The organism is Bacteroides sp. HMSC067B03 (genome assembly GCF_001811315.1).
Taxonomy (GTDB): Bacteria; Bacteroidota; Bacteroidia; order Bacteroidales; family Bacteroidaceae; genus Bacteroides; species Bacteroides faecis.
Genome location: NZ_KV804245.1, coordinates 1 through 18,218 on the forward strand (window position 1 = coordinate 1; position 18,218 = coordinate 18,218).

General features: G+C 40.6%; 18 protein-coding genes and 2 pseudogenes. 18 read left to right on the plus strand and 2 right to left on the minus strand.

Annotation, left to right across the window (positions count from 1 at the left end; genetic code table 11):
* Positions 1–43: 43 nt before the first annotated feature.
* The 11 genes and pseudogenes from HMPREF2794_RS29780 to HMPREF2794_RS01170 form a co-directional block, all read left to right on the plus strand.
* Positions 44–478 (plus strand): annotated as a pseudogene (locus tag HMPREF2794_RS29780) (VapE domain-containing protein); the annotation flags it as partial.
* On the plus strand, positions 467–748 hold the full coding sequence (locus HMPREF2794_RS29785) for a DUF3874 domain-containing protein (protein WP_256375827.1): 282 nt from the start codon (positions 467–469) through the stop codon (positions 746–748). The pseudogene HMPREF2794_RS29780 and the gene HMPREF2794_RS29785, both read left to right, overlap by 12 nt.
* Positions 749–896: 148 nt before the next feature.
* A complete protein-coding gene (locus HMPREF2794_RS01130) occupies positions 897–1,223 on the plus strand; it encodes an ArsR/SmtB family transcription factor (RefSeq protein WP_010538092.1) in 327 nt (108 codons plus the stop codon).
* Positions 1,224–1,300: 77 nt separating this feature from the next.
* The gene (locus HMPREF2794_RS01135; RefSeq protein WP_010538091.1) at positions 1,301–1,534 is read left to right on the plus strand and encodes a thioredoxin family protein; all 234 of its coding nucleotides are present in this window, start codon (positions 1,301–1,303) and stop codon (positions 1,532–1,534) included.
* Between the two features lie 10 nt (positions 1,535–1,544).
* Entirely contained in the window at positions 1,545–1,988 is a 444-nt protein-coding gene (locus tag HMPREF2794_RS01140; protein ID WP_010538090.1) for a nitrophenyl compound nitroreductase subunit ArsF family protein, read from the plus strand.
* Position 1,989: 1 nt separating this feature from the next.
* Positions 1,990–2,697 carry an aromatic aminobenezylarsenical efflux permease ArsG family transporter gene (locus HMPREF2794_RS01145; protein WP_010538089.1) on the plus strand — a complete coding sequence of 236 codons (708 nt, stop codon included), beginning with the start codon at positions 1,990–1,992 and terminating at the stop codon, positions 2,695–2,697.
* A gap of 26 nt (positions 2,698–2,723) precedes the next feature.
* Positions 2,724–3,050 (plus strand): arsenite efflux transporter metallochaperone ArsD, encoded by a 327-nt coding sequence (gene arsD, locus HMPREF2794_RS01150; protein WP_010538088.1) that lies wholly within the window; start codon positions 2,724–2,726, stop codon positions 3,048–3,050.
* 29 nt (positions 3,051–3,079) lie between these two features.
* Positions 3,080–4,792: an arsenical pump-driving ATPase gene (arsA, locus tag HMPREF2794_RS01155; protein WP_010538087.1), complete on the plus strand. Its 1,713-nt coding sequence runs from the start codon at positions 3,080–3,082 to the stop codon at positions 4,790–4,792.
* 4 nt (positions 4,793–4,796) lie between these two features.
* A complete protein-coding gene (locus tag HMPREF2794_RS01160; RefSeq protein WP_010538086.1) occupies positions 4,797–5,225 on the plus strand; it encodes an arsenate reductase ArsC in 429 nt (142 codons plus the stop codon).
* Positions 5,226–5,237: 12 nt separating this feature from the next.
* Positions 5,238–6,295: pseudogene (arsB, locus tag HMPREF2794_RS01165) on the plus strand (ACR3 family arsenite efflux transporter).
* A gap of 143 nt (positions 6,296–6,438) precedes the next feature.
* Positions 6,439–7,977: a carbon-nitrogen hydrolase family protein gene (locus HMPREF2794_RS01170; RefSeq protein WP_010538084.1), complete on the plus strand. Its 1,539-nt coding sequence runs from the start codon at positions 6,439–6,441 to the stop codon at positions 7,975–7,977.
* Between the two features lie 111 nt (positions 7,978–8,088).
* Here the strand turns inward: HMPREF2794_RS01170 and HMPREF2794_RS01175 are convergent, their stop codons facing one another.
* A complete protein-coding gene (locus tag HMPREF2794_RS01175) occupies positions 8,089–9,141 on the minus strand; it encodes a DUF2776 domain-containing protein (RefSeq protein ID WP_010538083.1) in 1,053 nt (350 codons plus the stop codon).
* Positions 9,142–9,352: 211 nt separating this feature from the next.
* On the opposite strand from HMPREF2794_RS01175, the gene ileS reads away from it, so the two are divergent.
* From ileS to HMPREF2794_RS01200, 5 genes are all read left to right on the plus strand, one after another.
* Positions 9,353–12,841, plus strand: a complete 3,489-nt coding sequence (gene ileS / locus HMPREF2794_RS01180) for an isoleucine--tRNA ligase (protein ID WP_055268762.1) — start codon at positions 9,353–9,355, stop codon at positions 12,839–12,841.
* 36 nt (positions 12,842–12,877) lie between these two features.
* Positions 12,878–13,258: a TraR/DksA family transcriptional regulator gene (locus tag HMPREF2794_RS01185; protein ID WP_010538081.1), complete on the plus strand. Its 381-nt coding sequence runs from the start codon at positions 12,878–12,880 to the stop codon at positions 13,256–13,258.
* 97 nt (positions 13,259–13,355) lie between these two features.
* Positions 13,356–14,012, plus strand: a complete 657-nt coding sequence (locus tag HMPREF2794_RS01190; protein ID WP_022300772.1) for a lipoprotein signal peptidase — start codon at positions 13,356–13,358, stop codon at positions 14,010–14,012.
* Positions 14,002–15,081 (plus strand): DUF4296 domain-containing protein, encoded by a 1,080-nt coding sequence (locus tag HMPREF2794_RS01195; RefSeq protein ID WP_070750669.1) that lies wholly within the window; start codon positions 14,002–14,004, stop codon positions 15,079–15,081. Before HMPREF2794_RS01190 ends, HMPREF2794_RS01195 begins: the two co-directional genes overlap by 11 nt.
* A gap of 4 nt (positions 15,082–15,085) precedes the next feature.
* On the plus strand, positions 15,086–15,463 hold the full coding sequence (locus HMPREF2794_RS01200) for a hypothetical protein (protein ID WP_022300774.1): 378 nt from the start codon (positions 15,086–15,088) through the stop codon (positions 15,461–15,463).
* Here the strand turns inward: HMPREF2794_RS01200 and HMPREF2794_RS01205 are convergent.
* The gene (locus HMPREF2794_RS01205; protein ID WP_010538078.1) at positions 15,414–16,172 is read right to left on the minus strand and encodes a TrmH family RNA methyltransferase; all 759 of its coding nucleotides are present in this window, start codon (positions 16,170–16,172) and stop codon (positions 15,414–15,416) included. The two genes, HMPREF2794_RS01200 and HMPREF2794_RS01205, sit on opposite strands and share 50 nt — an antisense overlap.
* A 191-nt stretch (positions 16,173–16,363) precedes the next feature.
* Here HMPREF2794_RS01205 and HMPREF2794_RS01210 point away from each other — a divergent pair, with 191 nt between their 5' ends.
* Together HMPREF2794_RS01210 and HMPREF2794_RS01215 are read left to right on the plus strand one after the other, a co-directional pair.
* A complete protein-coding gene (locus tag HMPREF2794_RS01210) occupies positions 16,364–16,726 on the plus strand; it encodes a BlaI/MecI/CopY family transcriptional regulator (protein ID WP_010538077.1) in 363 nt (120 codons plus the stop codon).
* 12 nt (positions 16,727–16,738) lie between these two features.
* Positions 16,739–18,064 carry a M56 family metallopeptidase gene (locus tag HMPREF2794_RS01215; protein WP_070750671.1) on the plus strand — a complete coding sequence of 442 codons (1,326 nt, stop codon included), beginning with the start codon at positions 16,739–16,741 and terminating at the stop codon, positions 18,062–18,064.
* Positions 18,065–18,218: the final 154 nt, after the last annotated feature.

Sequence of the window (18,218 nt, forward strand, 5' to 3'; positions counted from 1 at the left end):
TAAATATGCGCTGATTTAATTCCGCCAACGGGTTAAAAGTACTTTTTGCCGATTGCTGATGCCCGACTCATTGCGGCATTATTTTGTTGATAACCTGAATTTGGCAGCTGGCAGTTCGCCGGAGAAGAAGCTCGTGAAAAACGGATTGATTAATTTAGATGAATTCGATAAGATTAAAGAGAGTCAACAGGCTACATTAAAGAATCTTCTTCAAATGGTGAATGTTCCCGTTTTTCGTGGCAAGCGACTGGGATGGGTGAATGAGTCCCGTCTTGCTTCTTTTATAGCCACAACAAATGTCTATCAGGTATTGATTGACTCCACAGGAAGCCGTCGCTTTCTGTGTGTGGAGGTGTTAAAACCTATTTCGGAAGAACCTTTGGAGCATAAGCAAATATATGCGCAGCTGAAAGAAGAACTGAAATCCGGTGCACCGGATTATTTAAACAAAGAAGAAGAAAAGGCTTTGCAGAAACATAATAAGGCATATTATCGCCAATCCTTACTAGAAGATGTGTTTCATTGTTGTTTCCGTCATCCTTTGGAAACGGAAAAAGGTATCTGGCTGACAACAGCTGAAATATTTCAAGTGATGCGTAAATTCAATTCTGCAGCTTTGAAAGAGGTCTCTGCACGTCAATTGGGCTTGAAACTTTCAGCCATGGGATATATGGCAAAGCATACGTCTTTCGGAAATCGGTATTATGTGTTTAATCTTTTGGCCGAGAAAAAAGAAGTGTCATTATAATACGTTATTATACAGGTGGTTATTGTAAAAAGTGATTTGCTGATGTATACATTTTATGCTTACTCCTTGAAAAAATAGCTAATTAATTTGTCAGATTAAAAACATTGTTCGTAGTTTTGCGAACAATAAATAAGAAGGAGATATTGAAGTGAAAGAAAAGCAGTATACAGCAGAGCAGGAGCAGATAGCTCGTTTTGCTAAAGCTATGGGACATCCGGCACGAATGGCTATTCTTAGTTTCTTGACTAAACAGGAAAGTTGTTTCTTTGGAGATATTCACGAAGAATTGCCTATTGCCAAAGCAACCGTTTCACAGCACTTGAAAGAGCTGAAAGATGCAGGATTAATTCAGGGAGAAATAGAAACGCCCAAGGTGCGATATTGTATTAACAAGGAAAATTGGGAACTTGCCCGCAAATTATTTGCTGCATTTTGGGAAGATTGTAAATGTACAGGAACATCGTGCTGTGGATAACAGCACTTTTTTTTGAGAATATTGTTCGTAGTTCTACGAATTACGATTTAAAAATAAACTTTAATATAGAATAGAAAATGGAAATCAAAGTATTGGGAACCGGGTGTGCAGGTTGTAGGGCATTGTATGAAACAACTAAACAAGCAATTACTGAATTGGGTTGCGATGTCGTATTAATTAAAGAGGAAGATTTATTAAAAATCATGGAGTATAATGTTTTAAGTCTTCCGGCTTTAGTCGTTGACGGAAAAGTCGTATCTGCCGGAAAAAGATTATCACTTGCAGAAGTAAAAGAATTGATACCTCAATAATAAGATAGTTATGAAGAAACTCTTTTATTTACTATTCTCAACCATTATCTTAATATCTTGTGGTAATGGTGCAAAAGCAAAAACGGAGGCACAGAGTACGGAAGAAAAGCAGCCTGATCATATCGAAGTGCTTTATTTTCATGGAGCGCAGCGCTGTATCACCTGTCGGGCAATAGAAGCTAATACGGTAGCCCTTTTGGATAGCCTTTATTCCAAAGAGCAGGCAGGCGATAGGATTATCTATAAGGTTATAGATATTTCAAAAAAGGAAAACGAGCAAATTGCGGACAAGTACGAGGTTACTTGGTCGTCATTGTTTGTGAATGGTTGGAAAGATGGAAAAGAGAATGTAAACAACATGACGGAGTTCAGTTTTTCCAATGCAAGAAAATCACCGGACAAATTTAAAGAGGGAATTAAAAATAAAGTTGATGAATTGCTAAAACAGTTATAGGATGGATTTTCTTCAATCACTATTAGACAATAGTTCTGTTCCTGTTATAACAGCCTTTATCTTAGGAATTTTAACGGCAATCAGCCCGTGTCCTTTGGCTACTAATATAACGGCAATAGGTTTTATTGGTAAGGATATAGAAAACCGTCACCGTATATTCATAAATGGGTTACTTTATACATTTGGCAGGATAGTGACTTATACAGTACTTGGAGGTATTCTTATTCCGGTTCTTCGTGAGGGTGCAAGTATGTATATGGTTCAAAAGGCAGTAAGCAAATACGGTGAGATGTTGATTGCTCCGGTATTAATTCTTGTAGGGATATTCATGCTCGATATTATAAAGCTAAATATACCAAAAATTAATATTGGCGGAGAGGGGCTAAAGAAGAAAACAAAAGGTAGTTGGGGAGTTTTGTTATTGGGTATTTTGTTTGCTCTTGCCTTTTGCCCCACCAGTGGAGTTTTCTATTTCGGTATACTTATGCCCTTGGCAGCAGTAGAAACGGGCGGGTATTTTTTACCCGTAATATATGCTATCGCTACAGGGTTACCTGTAATCCTTGTTGCTTGGATATTGGCGTATAGTGTTGCCGGATTAGGTAGGTTTTATAACAGTGTACAAATCTTTGAAAAATGGTTCCGCAAAATTGTTGCTATACTCTTTATAGTCATAGGAATCTATTATGCGGTCGTTTTTTATCTATGAACAATTTAATTAAAATAAAAGACAGTATGAAAAAGATAGAAATTTTTGATCCGGCAATGTGTTGCCCTACGGGTTTGTGTGGAACAAATATCAATCCTGAATTGATGAGGGTTGCAGTTGTTGTCGAAACATTGAAAAGACAGGGTGTTATTGTTACCCGTCACAATTTACGGGATGAACCACAGGTGTATGTGAGCAATAAAACAGTAAATGAATATCTTCAAAAGAATGGTGCAGAAGCTTTACCTATTACTTTGGTAGATGGTGAAATTGCAGTCTCTAAAGTTTATCCTACCACTAAACAAATGAGTGAATGGACGGGAGTGAATTTAGATTTAATGCCCGCTAAATAAGTGTATACCAGATTAGTATTAAAAAAGAAATGAAAGCATTTAATTTATCCGATATAGAACTAACTAAATACCTGTTTTTTACTGGTAAAGGTGGAGTAGGAAAGACTTCTATTGCTTGTGCCACGGCGGTTGGTTTGGCCGATAAGGGAAAGAAAATACTTCTTATCAGTACAGATCCGGCTTCTAACTTACAAGATGTTTTCGATCAACCCTTAAACGGACATGGCACAGCTATTTCAGAAGTGCCGGGGCTGACTGTTGTAAATCTTGACCCTGAACAGGCAGCAGCAGAATACAGGGAAAGTGTAATCGCACCTTTCAGGGGAAAATTACCCGAAAGCGTTATTCAGAATATGGAAGAACAGCTTTCAGGTTCCTGCACAGTAGAAATCGCTGCTTTTAATGAGTTCTCGGACTTTATTACCGATGTTAATGAAGCAAAGGAGTATGATCATATTATTTTTGATACAGCACCTACCGGACACACATTGCGAATGTTGCAGCTTCCATCTGCATGGAGTACATTCATTAGTGAAAGTACACATGGTGCATCCTGTTTAGGGCAGTTATCAGGCTTGGAGGAACGGAAAGGAATTTATAAACAGGCGGTGGATACATTGTCTGATACAAGCGCAACCCGGTTAGTATTGGTAAGCCGTCCTGAAATAGCACCGTTGAAAGAGGCTGCCCGTTCTTCGCATGAATTACAACTATTGGGAATTAAAAATCAGCTATTGGTGATAAATGGTGTTTTACGGCAATTAGATGAAGCAGACAATGTTTCACAACAACTGCATGACAGGCAGCAAAAGGCGTTACAAAGTATGCCTATTGCATTATCTGAATATCCCATGTATAGCATTCCTTTGCGTTCTTACAATTTATCCAATATTGCCAATATCCGCCGTATGCTATACAGTGATAGTATTACGAATGAAATTAGTTATCAGCCGATAACTGATAGCAAAAGTATAGATGAATTGGTTAATGACCTCTATACTTCCGGCAAACGAGTAGTGTTTACAATGGGAAAGGGGGGCGTAGGGAAAACGACCTTAGCCACAGAAATAGCCTTGAAATTAACAAAGCTCGGTACAAAGGTTCATCTTACCACTACTGACCCGGCAAATCACCTGAACTATGATTTTGCCATCAAATCAGGTATTACAGTAAGCCATATAGACGAAGCGGAAGTATTGGAAAAATACAAGAATGAAGTTCGTAGCAAAGCTGCTGAAACCATGACTGCCGAAGATATGGAATATATAGAGGAAGATTTACGTTCACCATGTACGCAAGAAATCGCCGTATTCAAGGCTTTTGCTGAAATTGTAGACAAAGCGGAGAATGAAATCGTAGTGATTGATACTGCACCAACAGGACATACTTTGTTGCTTTTGGATGCTACCCAAAGCTATCACAAAGAAGTAGAACGTACACAGGGAGAAGTAACCGGAGCAGTAGCCAATTTATTACCCCGTTTGCGTAATCCACAGGAAACGGAAGTAGTAATTGTCACTTTACCCGAAGCAACACCTGTATTTGAAGCAGAACGCCTACAAATGGATTTACAACGTGCCGGGATTAACAATAAATGGTGGGTAGTAAATGCCTGTTTGTCATTGACAAATACAGAAAATTCTTTTTTGCAAGCAAAAGCACAAAGTGAATTGACTTGGATTAAGAAAGTAGAAGAATTGTCAAAGGGCAATACTGTCCTGATTGAATGGAAAAACTTATAAGAATATGAAGATTTTAATCCTTTGCACTGGTAACAGTTGCCGTAGCCAAATGGCACACGGTTTCTTACAGTCATTCGATAAAAACATGGATGTCTTTTCAGCAGGGACAAAACCTGCTGAAAAGGTTAATCCGATGGTGGTAAAAGTTATGTCTGAAACAGGAATAGACCTTACTAACCATACCCCTAAAAACGTAAGCCTGTATTTAGAGCACGAATGGGACTATGTGATAACGGTATGTGGTGGCGCAAATAAAAGCTGCCCTATGTTTACAGGCAAGGTAAAAAACAGATTGCATATTGGATTTGACGACCCATCAGAAGTGACCGGGACACCGGAGTTTATAAATAGTGAATTTCTTCGGGTACGGGATGAAATAAGAATGCGTTTCTATGATTTTTACCTGCAAGAGTTAAAACCGCAATTAAAATAAAAGGCAGTCATTATGGAAAAGAAACAAGGAATTGGATTTTTTGAAAGATACCTGACTATTTGGGTAGCCTTGTGTATCGTTATCGGGATGGCCATCGGACAATATCTTCCGGCAATACCGCAAACATTGAGCAAATTTGAATATGCCAACGTGTCTATACCCGTGGCCATCCTGATTTGGTTAATGATATATCCCATGATGCTGAAAGTAGATTTTCAGAGTATTAAAAATGTTGGTAAGCGTCCGAAAGGAATTATCATCACTTGTATTACAAATTGGCTTATAAAGCCTTTTACAATGTTTGGAATAGCTTATCTATTCTTCTACGTTGTTTTCAAGTCTCTAATATCTGCCGAATTGGCCGAAGAATATTTAGCCGGGGCAGTCTTATTAGGTGCTGCACCTTGTACAGCAATGGTATTTGTATGGAGTTATCTGACCAAAGGAGATGCTGCCTATACATTGGTACAGGTTGCAGTAAATGATTTGATCATATTGGTTGCTTTCGCTCCTATTGTTGCTTTTTTATTGGACGTAGGTGGCGTTACGATTCCGTGGGATACATTATTGCTTTCAGTCGTATTGTTTGTTGTCATTCCTCTTTCTGCCGGAATAATGACCCGTATACTGGTTATTCGGCGAAAAGGGATAGAATATTTTAATACTGTATTTATTCGTAAGTTTGATAATTATACGATTGGCGGGTTACTATTAACACTTATCATTCTGTTCTCATTTCAAGGAGAAACCATATTGAACAATCCGTTGCACATTGTATTGATTGCCGTTCCGCTTGTGTTGCAAACAGTTCTGATATTCTTTGTAGCCTATGGCTGGGCGAAGTGGTGGAAATTGCCTCACAATATAGCTGCACCTGCCGGAATGATTGGTGCAAGCAATTTTTTGAATTATCGGTGGCCGTGGCTATATCGCTTTTCGGTTTACAATCCGGTGCTGCACTGGTTACAGTGGTAGGGGTATTGGTTGAAGTTCCGGTCATGCTGATGTTAGTGAGAGTTGCAAATAATACATGCAGTTGGTTTACAATGAAATCAAGTATGAGTAAATAGAATACTCCGGACTGTACGTACAAGAAATGAAGGCATCGAATAGGAAACTTTGAATTAAGAATGATAAATATTCATTGGTTTAAAAACACTATTAAAGTATTAGCTGTACCTTTGCACTGTCTTTTTTTAAAACATGTATTGTTATGGAACAACATCCGATTAAAATTAATAAAGTACAGATACGTAATCTTCAAATTGAAGACTATGCACAGTTATCCCAATCGTTTACCCGTGTTTATTCTGACGGTAGCGATGTATTTTGGACTCATGCCCAGATAAAGAAATTAATAAGTATTTTTCCGGAAGGGCAGATCGTTACAGTAGTTGACGACAAGATCGTAGGCTGTGCTCTTTCTATTATCGTTGACTATGACAAGGTAAAGAACGACCATACGTATGCACAAGTTACGGGTAAGGAAACATTCAATACTCATAATCCGGAAGGAAATATCCTGTATGGCATTGAGGTGTTTATTCATCCGGGATACCGCGGTTTGCGCCTGGCTCGTCGTATGTATGAATATCGCAAGGAACTCTGCGAAACATTGAATTTGAAAGCTATCATGTTCGGTGGCCGTATTCCGAATTATCATAAATATGCCGATAAGATGCGCCCGAAAGAATATATCGCACGGGTACGCCAGCGTGAAATTTATGATCCGGTTCTTACCTTTCAATTATCGAATGATTTTCATGTTCGCAAGGTAATGACCAATTACCTGCCGAATGATGAAGAATCCAAGCATTACGCTTGTCTGTTGCAATGGGATAATATTTATTATCAGCCGCCTACACAGGAATATATCAACCCGAAAACAACTGTTCGTGTGGGCTTGGTGCAATGGCAGATGCGTAGTTATAAGACATTGGACGACCTTTTTGAACAAGTGGAATTCTTCGTCGATGCCGTATCCGATTATAAGAGTGACTTTGTCCTTTTTCCGGAATATTTCAATGCACCTTTGATGTCGAAGTTTAATGATAAAGGAGAATCACAGGCTATTCGCGGATTAGCAAAATATACCGATGAAATCAGAGACCGTTTTATAAATCTGGCTATCAGTTACAATATCAATATAATTACCGGAAGTATGCCATACGTGAAAGAGGATGGATTGCTATATAATGTAGGTTTCCTTTGCCGGCGTGACGGAACGTATGAAATGTATGAGAAAATGCATGTAACTCCGGATGAAATCAAGAGCTGGGGACTGAGTGGCGGTAGACTGTTACAGACTTTCGATACGGATTGCGCAAAGATTGGAGTGCTGATTTGTTATGATGTGGAATTTCCGGAACTTTCCCGTTTGATGGCGGATCAGGGGATGCAGATATTATTCGTGCCTTTCCTGACGGATACGCAGAATGCTTATTCACGTGTACGTGTCTGTGCCCAGGCGCGTGCGATTGAGAATGAATGTTTTGTAGTTATTGCAGGTAGTGTAGGAAATCTTCCCCGTGTACATAATATGGATATCCAGTATGCACAGTCAGGAGTATTCACCCCATGCGATTTTGCTTTTCCAACGGATGGAAAACGGGCGGAAGCGACTCCGAATACGGAAATGATTTTGGTTTCGGATGTAGATCTGGATTTATTGAATGCACTCCATACCTATGGTAGCGTGCGTAATCTGAAGGATCGTAGAAATGATGTATATGAAGTGCGGTTGAAGAAGTAAAAAGAGGCAGTTCGGTTGGTTTTAAACCAAGACCCCGTTGGTTTAAAACCAACGATGCGTTTCTTTTAAACCAAGAGGTCTTTGGCTTAAAACCAATAAAGGGGATGTTTCTCAACCCTTTCCGGAAGTACCGCTTTCAAGGATGCTGACGATAGAAAACAGCGTGAAGCAAATAGCTCCCAGCCCTACTAAAACCCGTGCCGGAATAAAGTAATCGGCATGTACGGTAGCAAGTTCGAACACGAAGGCTGCCAGAAACAGACATGCCAATGCCGTCAATACCGGAATCATAGGGATTCGGTTGGCCAGTTTGAATTCCCGTCTCCATATCTTGGCGAGCAGAATCACTTTGCTGGAAATACTGTAACATACCAGACCCAGCCCGAGCATGATGTATCCGGTCGTACCGTTTGCGCTTCCCGAGTCAGCCAAAATGACAAATATGCCCCACACAAAAGAGATCGATCCCATTAATAAAACCAGTTTCGGCCATTTGTTACGTTCTTTTTCCGAATAATCATTTCTAACTTGACGGGCTATGGTTGCTACCAATGCAATCAGACTGGTACAAATACATGCGAGTCCCACCATTACATGTCCTGCTACAAAATAAGCGGGATGAGAGTGACTGTTACTTAACAAGACAAATGCCCATATCCATGCAATACAAGAAATGACGATCGCGAGAATGACCAGTGCCCGTCTCTGACCAATAGAAAAAGCTCCCTCAGGAACTTCGTTTCCGGTCGCTTTTGCATTTGCCGGGATCAAAGAAAATCGAGTGGAAGAAGTAGCGGCAGTAGCTACACATGCTGTGATAAAACCTACACCGGTGATAACATGGCCTGCAACGAAAGATGAAGTAGTGGTAGCACCATTGAAAATGCAGATACCTCCGATAATCGTTATGACAGCTGCCAGATATCCCACAACTGGCAATACGTATTTGGTAGCTTCATTATAGGTGTGTATGATTTGCCGGATAATAGTAGCAGCCGTACAAAACAGCGCAATACATATCATACCTAGTGAAAAAACGACAGGGCCCGCTACCAAACGGTTCCCCGCATCACCATAACCATAAATGAATGCTCCGTATCCGAAGCAAAAGACCGCCATCGCCAAAGGGATTGCTCTGAATAAAATACTAATACCGTAATTCATAACTTAAGTGCTTTTTATTTTCCCACTAAAACAAGGAGGTATCCGTTTTGTTTAGGTTAATAGCCATTTATAATCGCTAACTTCACATGATTCCGATTAAAAGTCTTTGCTTTTTGCTCAACTAAACAAATGTTTTTGTAAATTTGCACCCTTAAAAACGGGGATACCCCTCAAATTGTAAATTGTAAATAGTAAAATCGTAGATATAGCTATGGGTAAGAGATTTACTGAATATTCGCAGTTTGACCTTTCACAGGTGAACAAAGATGTACTGAAGAAGTGGGACGAAAACCAGGTTTTCGCCAAGAGTATGACAGAACGTGATGGCTGTCCTTCGTTTGTGTTTTTCGAAGGACCTCCCTCGGCTAATGGTATGCCGGGTATTCACCATGTAATGGCACGTACTATTAAGGACATTTTTTGCCGTTACAAAACAATGAAAGGTTATCAGGTAAAGCGTAAAGCCGGATGGGATACGCACGGATTGCCTGTGGAACTAAGTGTAGAGAAAGCATTGGGTATAACAAAAGAGGATATTGGTAAAAAAATCTCTGTGGCAGATTACAACGCTGCTTGCCGTAAGGATGTGATGAAGTATACCAAAGAATGGGAAGACTTGACTCACCAGATGGGATATTGGGTGGACATGAAGCATCCTTATATCACCTATGATAATCGTTATATTGAAACATTGTGGTGGTTGCTGAAGCAGCTGCACAAAAAAGGCTTGCTATATAAAGGATATACCATTCAGCCATATTCACCGGCTGCCGGAACTGGTTTGAGCTCTCATGAGCTGAATCAGCCGGGGTGCTATCGTGACGTAAAAGATACGACGATGGTAGCCCAGTTTAAGATGAAGAACCCGAAACCGGAAATGACAGAGTGGGGGACTCCTTACTTTCTTGCGTGGACAACTACTCCGTGGACATTACCTTCAAACACTGCGCTTTGTGTAGGTCCGAAGATTGACTATGTTGCCGTGCAGTCTTATAATGCTTATACCGGAGAGCCTATCACGGTTGTGCTGGCAAAAGCATTGTTGAATACTCATTTCAATGCGAAAGCTGCTGATCTGAAATTAGAAGATTATAAGCCCGGAGATAAGCTTGTTCCGTATAAAGTAATAGCCGAATACAAAGGTCCGGACCTGGTAGGTATGGAATATGAGCAACTGATTCCTTGGGTGAAACCGGTTGAAGTGACGGAAAGCGGTGACTGGAAAGCAAGTGATAAAGCTTTCCGTGTGATATTGGGTGACTATGTTACGACAGAAGATGGTACAGGTATCGTTCACATCGCACCGACCTTTGGTGCAGACGATGCGAATGTGGCACGTGCGGCAGGAATCCCGTCCTTATTCATGATCAATAAGAAAGGTGAAACCCGTCCGATGGTAGACCTTACAGGTAAGTTCTATCTGTTGGATGAACTGGATGAAACCTTTGTGAAGGAATGTGTAGACGTAGACAAGTATAAAGAATACCAGGGTGCATGGGTGAAAAATGCCTATGATCCGCAGTTTATGGTGGATGGCAAGTTTGACGAGAAAGCTGCGCAGGCCGCCGAGTCTCTGGATATTGCTCTTTGTATGATGATGAAAGCAAACAATCAGGCTTTCAAAATCGAAAAGCATGTGCACAACTATCCTCATTGTTGGCGTACAGACAAACCGGTACTTTATTACCCGTTGGACAGCTGGTTTATCCGTTCTACAGCTTGTAAAGAGCGTATGATGGAACTGAACAAGACGATCAACTGGAAACCGGAATCTACCGGAACAGGACGTTTCGGCAAATGGCTGGAAAATCTGAATGACTGGAACTTAAGCCGTTCCCGTTATTGGGGGACTCCACTGCCTATCTGGCGTACGGAAGATGGAACGGGTGAAATATGTATCGAATCTGTAGAAGAACTTTATAATGAAATAGAGAAATCGGTAGCTGCCGGGTTTATGAAATCTAATCCGTACAAGGATAAAGGTTTTGTACCGGGTGAATATACCGAAGGAAATTATGATAAGATAGACCTCCATCGTCCGTATGTAGATGATATCATTCTGGTATCGGAAGACGGTAAACCGATGAAGCGTGAATCAGACTTGATTGACGTTTGGTTTGATTCCGGTGCTATGCCTTATGCACAGATTCATTATCCGTTCGAGAACAAAGATATCCTGGATAATCGTGAAGTATATCCGGCGGACTTCATCGCGGAAGGAGTAGACCAGACACGCGGATGGTTCTTTACCTTGCACGCTATCGCTACGATGATATTTGATAGTGTGTCATACAAAGCTGTGATCTCCAATGGTCTGGTGCTTGACAAGAATGGTAATAAGATGTCTAAGCGTCTTAACAATGCTGTCGATCCGTTCACTACGATTGAGAAGTATGGTTCCGACCCGTTGCGTTGGTATATGATTACTAACTCATCTCCATGGGATAATCTGAAATTCGATATTGACGGAATCGAAGAAGTTCGTCGCAAGTTCTTCGGTACTTTATATAATACATATTCGTTCTTTGCACTGTATGCCAATGTAGACGGATTTGAATATAAAGAAGCAGATGTTCCGATGGAGGAGCGTCCGGAAATCGACCGTTGGATTTTGTCTGTATTGAACACATTAATAAAAGAAGTAGATACATGCTATAATGAGTACGAACCGACTAAAGCAGGACGTTTGATCTCCGACTTTGTCAATGATAATCTGTCCAACTGGTATGTTCGTCTGAACCGTAAACGCTTCTGGGGTGGTGAATTTACTCAGGATAAGTTGTCTGCTTATCAGACATTGTATACCTGCCTTGAAACAGTTGCGAAGCTGATGGCTCCTATTTCTCCATTCTATGCTGATCGTCTGTATACGGATTTGATCACTGCTACAGGACGTGACAATGTAGTCTCTGTCCACTTGGCTGAATTCCCGAAGTATCAGGAAGAAATGATCGATAAGGAACTGGAAGCCCGTATGCAAATGGCACAGGACGTAACTTCAATGGTGTTGGCGCTACGTCGTAAAGTGAACATCAAGGTTCGTCAGCCACTGCAGTGTATCATGATTCCGGTAGCGGATGAAGAACAGAAGGCTCATATCGAAGCTGTGAAAGCATTGATCATGAACGAGGTGAATGTAAAAGACATCAAGTTTGTAGATGGAGCTGCCGGCGTATTGGTGAAGAAGGTAAAATGTGACTTTAAGAAATTAGGCCCGAAATTCGGCAAGCAGATGAAGGCTGTGGCCGCTGCTGTGGCAGAAATGACTCAGGAAGCGATAGCTGAACTCGAAAAGAACGGAAAGTACACATTGAATCTGGATGGAGCAGAGGCTGTGATTGAAACTTCGGATGTCGAAATCATCAGTGAGGATATTCCGGGATGGCTGGTTGCCAATGAAGGAAAACTGACTGTAGCTCTTGAAGTTACTGTGACCGAGGAGTTGCGTCGTGAGGGTATTGCCCGTGAACTGGTGAATCGTATTCAGAATATACGTAAGTCCAGCGGTTTCGAGATAACGGACAAAATAAAGATCACAATCTCCAAAAATACGCAAACAGATGATGCGGTGAATGAATATAATACTTATATTTGTAACCAAGTTTTAGGAACATCCCTTGATTTGGCAGATGAAGTGAAAGACGGTACAGAACTTAATTTTGACGATTTCTCATTATTTGTCAGTGTGATAAAAGACTAATACTAATATTGATTAACCTTTTAAACTAGTAAAGTTATGGCAGAAAAGACTAGATATTCGGATGCGGAACTCGAGGAATTCCGTGCCATTATTATGGAGAAGCTGGAGTTGGCTCAACGTGATTACGAGCAGTTGAAGATGAGCCTGATGGGCTTGGATGGTAATGATACCGACGACACATCTCCTACATATAAAGTGTTGGAAGAAGGAGCCAATACGCTTTCTAAGGAGGAAACAACCCGTCTGGCACAACGTCAGCTGAAGTTTATCCAGGGATTGCAGGCAGCTTTGGTACGTATTGAGAATAAAACGTATGGCATTTGCCGTGAGACTGGAAAGTTGATTCCGGCAGAACGCCTGCGTGCTGTTCCTCATGCTACTTTGAGCATCGAGGCTAAGAACAGTGGTAAAAAATAATAGATAGCTACAAGCTACGGATGACGAGCTACAAGTAGCTGCGCAATGTTTACGCACGGCAACTTGTAGCTCGTTATGTTTAATTTATGATGAACAAATGAAGAAACTATTCACGAAGGGTAGAATTGCCCTGCTTGTTATCTTTTCCGTACTGATTATTGACCAGATCATTAAAATCTGGATTAAGACTCATATGTATTGGCACGAAAGTATACGTGTGACAGACTGGTTTTATATCTATTTCACCGAAAACAATGGTATGGCTTTCGGTATGGAAATTTTCGGAAAGCTATTTCTGACAACTTTCCGTATTGTAGCAGTAGGGCTGATAGGCTACTATCTCTATAAGATTATAAAGAAAGGTTTCAAAACCGGATATATCGTCTGCGTGGCCCTTATCCTGACCGGCGCTTTGGGTAATATTATAGACAGTGTATTCTATGGTGTTTTTTTCAATGAAAGTACTCATTCGCAGATTGCCAGCTTTATGCCCGAAGGAGGTGGATATTCTACCTGGTTCTATGGTAAGGTGGTGGATATGTTTTATTTTCCGATAATTGACACAAACTGGCCGACATGGATGCCTTTCGTAGGTGGAGAACATTTTATATTCTTCAGTCCGATTTTTAATTTTGCGGACGCTGCCATCAGTTGCGGTATTATCGCATTGCTACTTTTCTATAGCAAATATCTGAACGAATCTTACCATTCACTAGATAAAAATAAAAAGGAAAGCGTTAATCATGAAGAGTAGGTTTCGGTTTCATCTGTGTTGTATTTGCATGTTCGCGCTTGCAGTAGCAGGTTGTAAAGTCAAAAGACCTGACGATGTAATCTCAGAATCGAAGATGGAGAATTTGCTGTATGATTATCATCTGGCAAAGTCGATGGGAGATAATCTGCCTTATAATGAGAATTATAAGAAAGCTTTGTATCTCGATGCCGTTTTCAAGAAATATGGTACAACGGAAGCCGTATTCGATTCGTCTTTGGTGTGGTACACACGCAACACGGAAGTATTATCGAAAATTTATGAAAGAGTAAGCAAACGTCTGAAAGCCCAGCAGAATGAAATAAATCATCTGATAGCTTTGCGTGACAATAAACCGAAGATGTCAGATCCGGGCGACAGCATTGATGTCTGGCCTTGGAAGCGTTTCGTGCGTCTGACAGGTGAGGTGATGAATGATCAATATGCGTTTGTGCTGCCTGCCGATACTAACTATAAAGATCGTGATACATTGGTTTGGGAAGTTCGTTATCGTTTCCTTGAGCCGATGCTTGCAGATTCTCTGAGAACTGTCACGATGGCTATGCAGGTTATTTATGAAGAAGATACATTAAATCGTCTGGAAACAGTCACCGATCCGGGTGTGCATCAGATACGTTTGTTTGCAGATACATTGGGTGCGATGAAGGAAATAAAGGGTTTTATCTATTATCCCGTACAAGGAGAGAAAGCCGGAGCATTGTTGGCTGACCGCTTTATATTAACCCGCTATCATTGTGCGGACTCACTTTCTGTAGCCGAACGTGATTCGATTAATCAGCTGGAAGCTTTGAAAACAGATTCTTTGAAAAAGATTTCTGCCCAAAAAGATACTGAGATTTCGAAAGACTCTTTGAAGAAAGTCGATGAACTGAAAGATAGTCAACGTATCTCTCCGGAAGAAATGAACCGCCGTCGTACGGTGACTCCTGAAAAGAAACCGGAACAAATTGAAGTAGAGCAACATATCCAGCAGGAAAAGATTGAGCAAAGAAGGGAACGGCAAATGAATCAGCGTAAAAATCAGCAAAGACGTCAATCATCTCCCCGCTAATCTTATGAAACGTTTTGCTGCTCATTATTTACTTTTGCCTGAAGTTGGCTTTATCAGACAGCAGGTGGTTGAGATTGCTGATGACGGACGTGTCTGCCATATTTTCCCGTTGACGGAAGAAATCGAGTCTGTTGAATGGATGCCCGGACTGATCGCATTGTTCCCTGGAAGTGAAATAAAAAACACTGGGATGTTTGAAAAAAACATCCCAGTGTTTCAATTTAATCTTCCTGTAGTTTCGGATCAAACTTCCTCATGTCCTAAAGAGTTCCTTGCAGTGTCTGAAGAGAGGGGAGAAGTTCTGTTTCCTTATTTATTTTATCCTTTTGATTTTACTTCCATGCAGCCTGTCGCCGGAACTCGGCACAGATTACTGCGGTAGCGATGGCTACATTGAGAGACTCCGAAGTTTCTTTTCCTTGTGGATAATTGGGAATATAGAGTTTCCGATTGATGAGCGCTTCCACTTCTTTTCCTATTCCGTTACCTTCATTTCCCATTACAATCAGCCCGTTGGCGGACAATGGCTGTTCGTACATGTTCTTTCCATCCAGAAAAGTACCGAATACGGGAGTATCTCCGAGTGAACGAATAAATTCGGGGAGAGAAGTATAATGAACCTTCACACGGGCGATTCCTCCCATGGTGGCTTGTATCGTTTTAGGGTTGTACACGTCTACCGTATTCTGCGAACAAATAATATGCTCAATGCCAAACCAGTCTGCCAACCGGATAATTGTACCCAGATTCCCCGGGTCCTGAACATCATCCAGTGCCAGACAAAGAGACTGGCGGACAAATTCCGGATTTAAAGTATATTGTGGTTGCTCCAAAATGGCAAGTACCTGCTGTGGTGTTTTCAGCAAACTGGCACGTGATAGTTCTTCTTGAGAGACTTCTGCTATTTCACTTGCCTGAATACCGGGGTGCTCTTGTAGCCAGAAAGAAGTGGCAGCCAGAAAACGGCAGGGAAAATGCCCCAGTAAATCGCCTACTAATTTAGGACCTTCGGCAAGGAATACCTGTTCTTCTTTACGTGTCTTCTTTTGTTCCAGCGAATGGATATACTTTATTTTATTTTTGCTCAGCATTATTCTTTTACTTCTTTATTTACCGCAAAGCTATAAATATATTTCTAATTAATCGGCTGTTGAATGAGTTTTTTGAAAATAAATCTTTTCCATATTAACAATATTTGTGTGAATAAAAACTGATACTCTACTTAATTTTAGTAGATTTGCTTAAAATTAGTAGATTGATAATCAATATAAAAGAAAGTAAGATGGAAAGATTGACACAACAAGAGGAAGAAGTGATGATTTACTTTTGGAAAATGGGACCGAGTTTTATCCGTGAGATACTGAATGAAATGCCGGAGCCCAAGCCGCCATACACAAGCGTTGCCTCTGTGGTCCGTAACTTGGAGAAGAAGAAGTTTTTATCTCCTTTTAAGTTAGGAAACTCTATTCAGTATCATGTATTGGTGAAAGAAAGTGATTACAAACGTAGCTTCATGAATGGAGTAGTGAGCAACTATTTTACGGGTTCGTATAAAGAAATGGTTTCCTTTTTTGTCCGTGACCGTAAAATCAGTAAAAAAGAACTCGAGGATTTGATCAACATTATTGAAGATGAAGAATCATAAATCAAGATAGGTATGGAACCTTCAATTTATTTGATTAAAGTAAATGTAGCTTTGATCGTATTATATGCATTCTATAAATTCTCTTTCAGCAAAGATACGTTTTTTAGGTTGAGACGGGGTATGCTGTTGCTGATATGTGCCACTTTGCTGATTTATCCATTCATTGATTTTTCGGAGTGGGCGGGGTGGAACGAACATGCATTGGGAGAAACGATTACGACCGTTTACAACAAACTATTGCCCGAAGTGCTGGTCACTGCTACTTTACCTGCTGCTTCAACAGAAGTTGGAGTGGCAAACTGGCAGGCCGGTACATGGCTGTGGATTATTTATGGACTGGGATTTGCCATGTTGTTACTGCGCAGTCTGTTTGAAGTCTGTAAAATATGCCGTTCTGTAGCTCGTTCTCAGCGCTGTTCTCTAAAAGGAGTCTCTGTTTGTCGGTCGGACGAGATAGGAGAGCCCTGTTCTTTTTTCCATTGGATATTTATAGGTACGATACAATACCCGGACAAAGAGCTAAATGAGATATTGATACATGAACAGACACATGTTCGCGAGTTTCATTCATTGGATATTATACTGGCCCAACTGATTATCTTATTATGTTGGTTTAATCCGTTCTCTTGGCTGATACGCAGCGAGATACGTATGAACCATGAATATCTGGCGGACAAACAAGTGGTGATGTCCGGCTATGATAAGAAATCATATCAATATCATTTGTTGGGAATTAAACATACTTCATTGGCTGCAGCAAATTTCTATAACAACTTTAGTGTATTACCTTTAAAAAAACGAATAAAAATGTTAAACAGAAAAAGAACTCATAACATCATGGTAGGTAAGTATCTGATGTTTATACCAGTGGTTGCATTACTGTTATTATTCAGTAATTGTGCAAATAAGAAAACGGATAAGGCCCAGTCTGATACAGAAAAAGCAGATACGGTAGTGGCAGTGGAACCGGAAAAAAAGGCGGAACCTCAAGCGGAAGCTACATTACCTCAGGAGAAAACCGACTCTATTTATAGCGTAGTGGAAACAATGCCGGATTATCCCGGAGGGCAGAAAGAATTGTTAAGTTTCTTAAGTCGTAATATAAAGTATCCGACTAAGGCGGAAGAGAATAAAATTCAAGGTCGTGTTGTTATACAGTTTGTAGTCAACAAGGACGGTAGTGTTTCTGATGCGAAAGTTGTGCGCAGTGTTGATCCGGAGTTGGATAAAGAAGCTCTCCGTGTAGTTAATTCGATGCCTCAATGGAAACCGGGAATGCAGAAGGGTGAGGCTGTATCTGTCAAGTATACAATTCCTATAGCATTCAGACTTCCATAAAGACAAAGGTTCTGTTCACCACGATTTATAGAAGCAACTGCAAGGATTACGATTGAGAATGTAGGTATTAGTAAAACGGACCTTGCAAATTTCTGTAATTCGTGGTGAAAAGAACTTTTATCGCATTAATTATTGTTTTGATAATTTCCTCGAA

Bases quoted from the DNA above. Each gene is read 5' to 3' on its own strand.
- HMPREF2794_RS01200 (WP_022300774.1), top strand. From the start codon at position 15,086: ATGAAACGTTTTGCTGCTCATTATTTACTTTTGCCTGAAGTTGGCTTT.
- arsD (WP_010538088.1), top strand. From the start codon at position 2,724: ATGAAAAAGATAGAAATTTTTGATCCGGCAATGTGTTGCCCTACGGGT.
- HMPREF2794_RS01190 (WP_022300772.1), top strand. From the start codon at position 13,356: ATGAAGAAACTATTCACGAAGGGTAGAATTGCCCTGCTTGTTATCTTT.
- HMPREF2794_RS01135 (WP_010538091.1), top strand. From the start codon at position 1,301: ATGGAAATCAAAGTATTGGGAACCGGGTGTGCAGGTTGTAGGGCATTG.
- ileS (WP_055268762.1), top strand. From the start codon at position 9,353: ATGGGTAAGAGATTTACTGAATATTCGCAGTTTGACCTTTCACAGGTG.
- HMPREF2794_RS01205 (WP_010538078.1), bottom strand. From the start codon at position 16,172: ATGCTGAGCAAAAATAAAATAAAGTATATCCATTCGCTGGAACAAAAG.
- HMPREF2794_RS01210 (WP_010538077.1), top strand. From the start codon at position 16,364: ATGGAAAGATTGACACAACAAGAGGAAGAAGTGATGATTTACTTTTGG.
- HMPREF2794_RS01185 (WP_010538081.1), top strand. From the start codon at position 12,878: ATGGCAGAAAAGACTAGATATTCGGATGCGGAACTCGAGGAATTCCGT.
- HMPREF2794_RS01175 (WP_010538083.1), bottom strand. From the start codon at position 9,141: ATGAATTACGGTATTAGTATTTTATTCAGAGCAATCCCTTTGGCGATG.
- HMPREF2794_RS01170 (WP_010538084.1), top strand. From the start codon at position 6,439: ATGGAACAACATCCGATTAAAATTAATAAAGTACAGATACGTAATCTT.
- arsA (WP_010538087.1), top strand. From the start codon at position 3,080: ATGAAAGCATTTAATTTATCCGATATAGAACTAACTAAATACCTGTTT.
- HMPREF2794_RS01215 (WP_070750671.1), top strand. From the start codon at position 16,739: ATGGAACCTTCAATTTATTTGATTAAAGTAAATGTAGCTTTGATCGTA.
- HMPREF2794_RS01140 (WP_010538090.1), top strand. From the start codon at position 1,545: ATGAAGAAACTCTTTTATTTACTATTCTCAACCATTATCTTAATATCT.
- HMPREF2794_RS01160 (WP_010538086.1), top strand. From the start codon at position 4,797: ATGAAGATTTTAATCCTTTGCACTGGTAACAGTTGCCGTAGCCAAATG.
- HMPREF2794_RS01195 (WP_070750669.1), top strand. From the start codon at position 14,002: ATGAAGAGTAGGTTTCGGTTTCATCTGTGTTGTATTTGCATGTTCGCG.
- HMPREF2794_RS01145 (WP_010538089.1), top strand. From the start codon at position 1,990: ATGGATTTTCTTCAATCACTATTAGACAATAGTTCTGTTCCTGTTATA.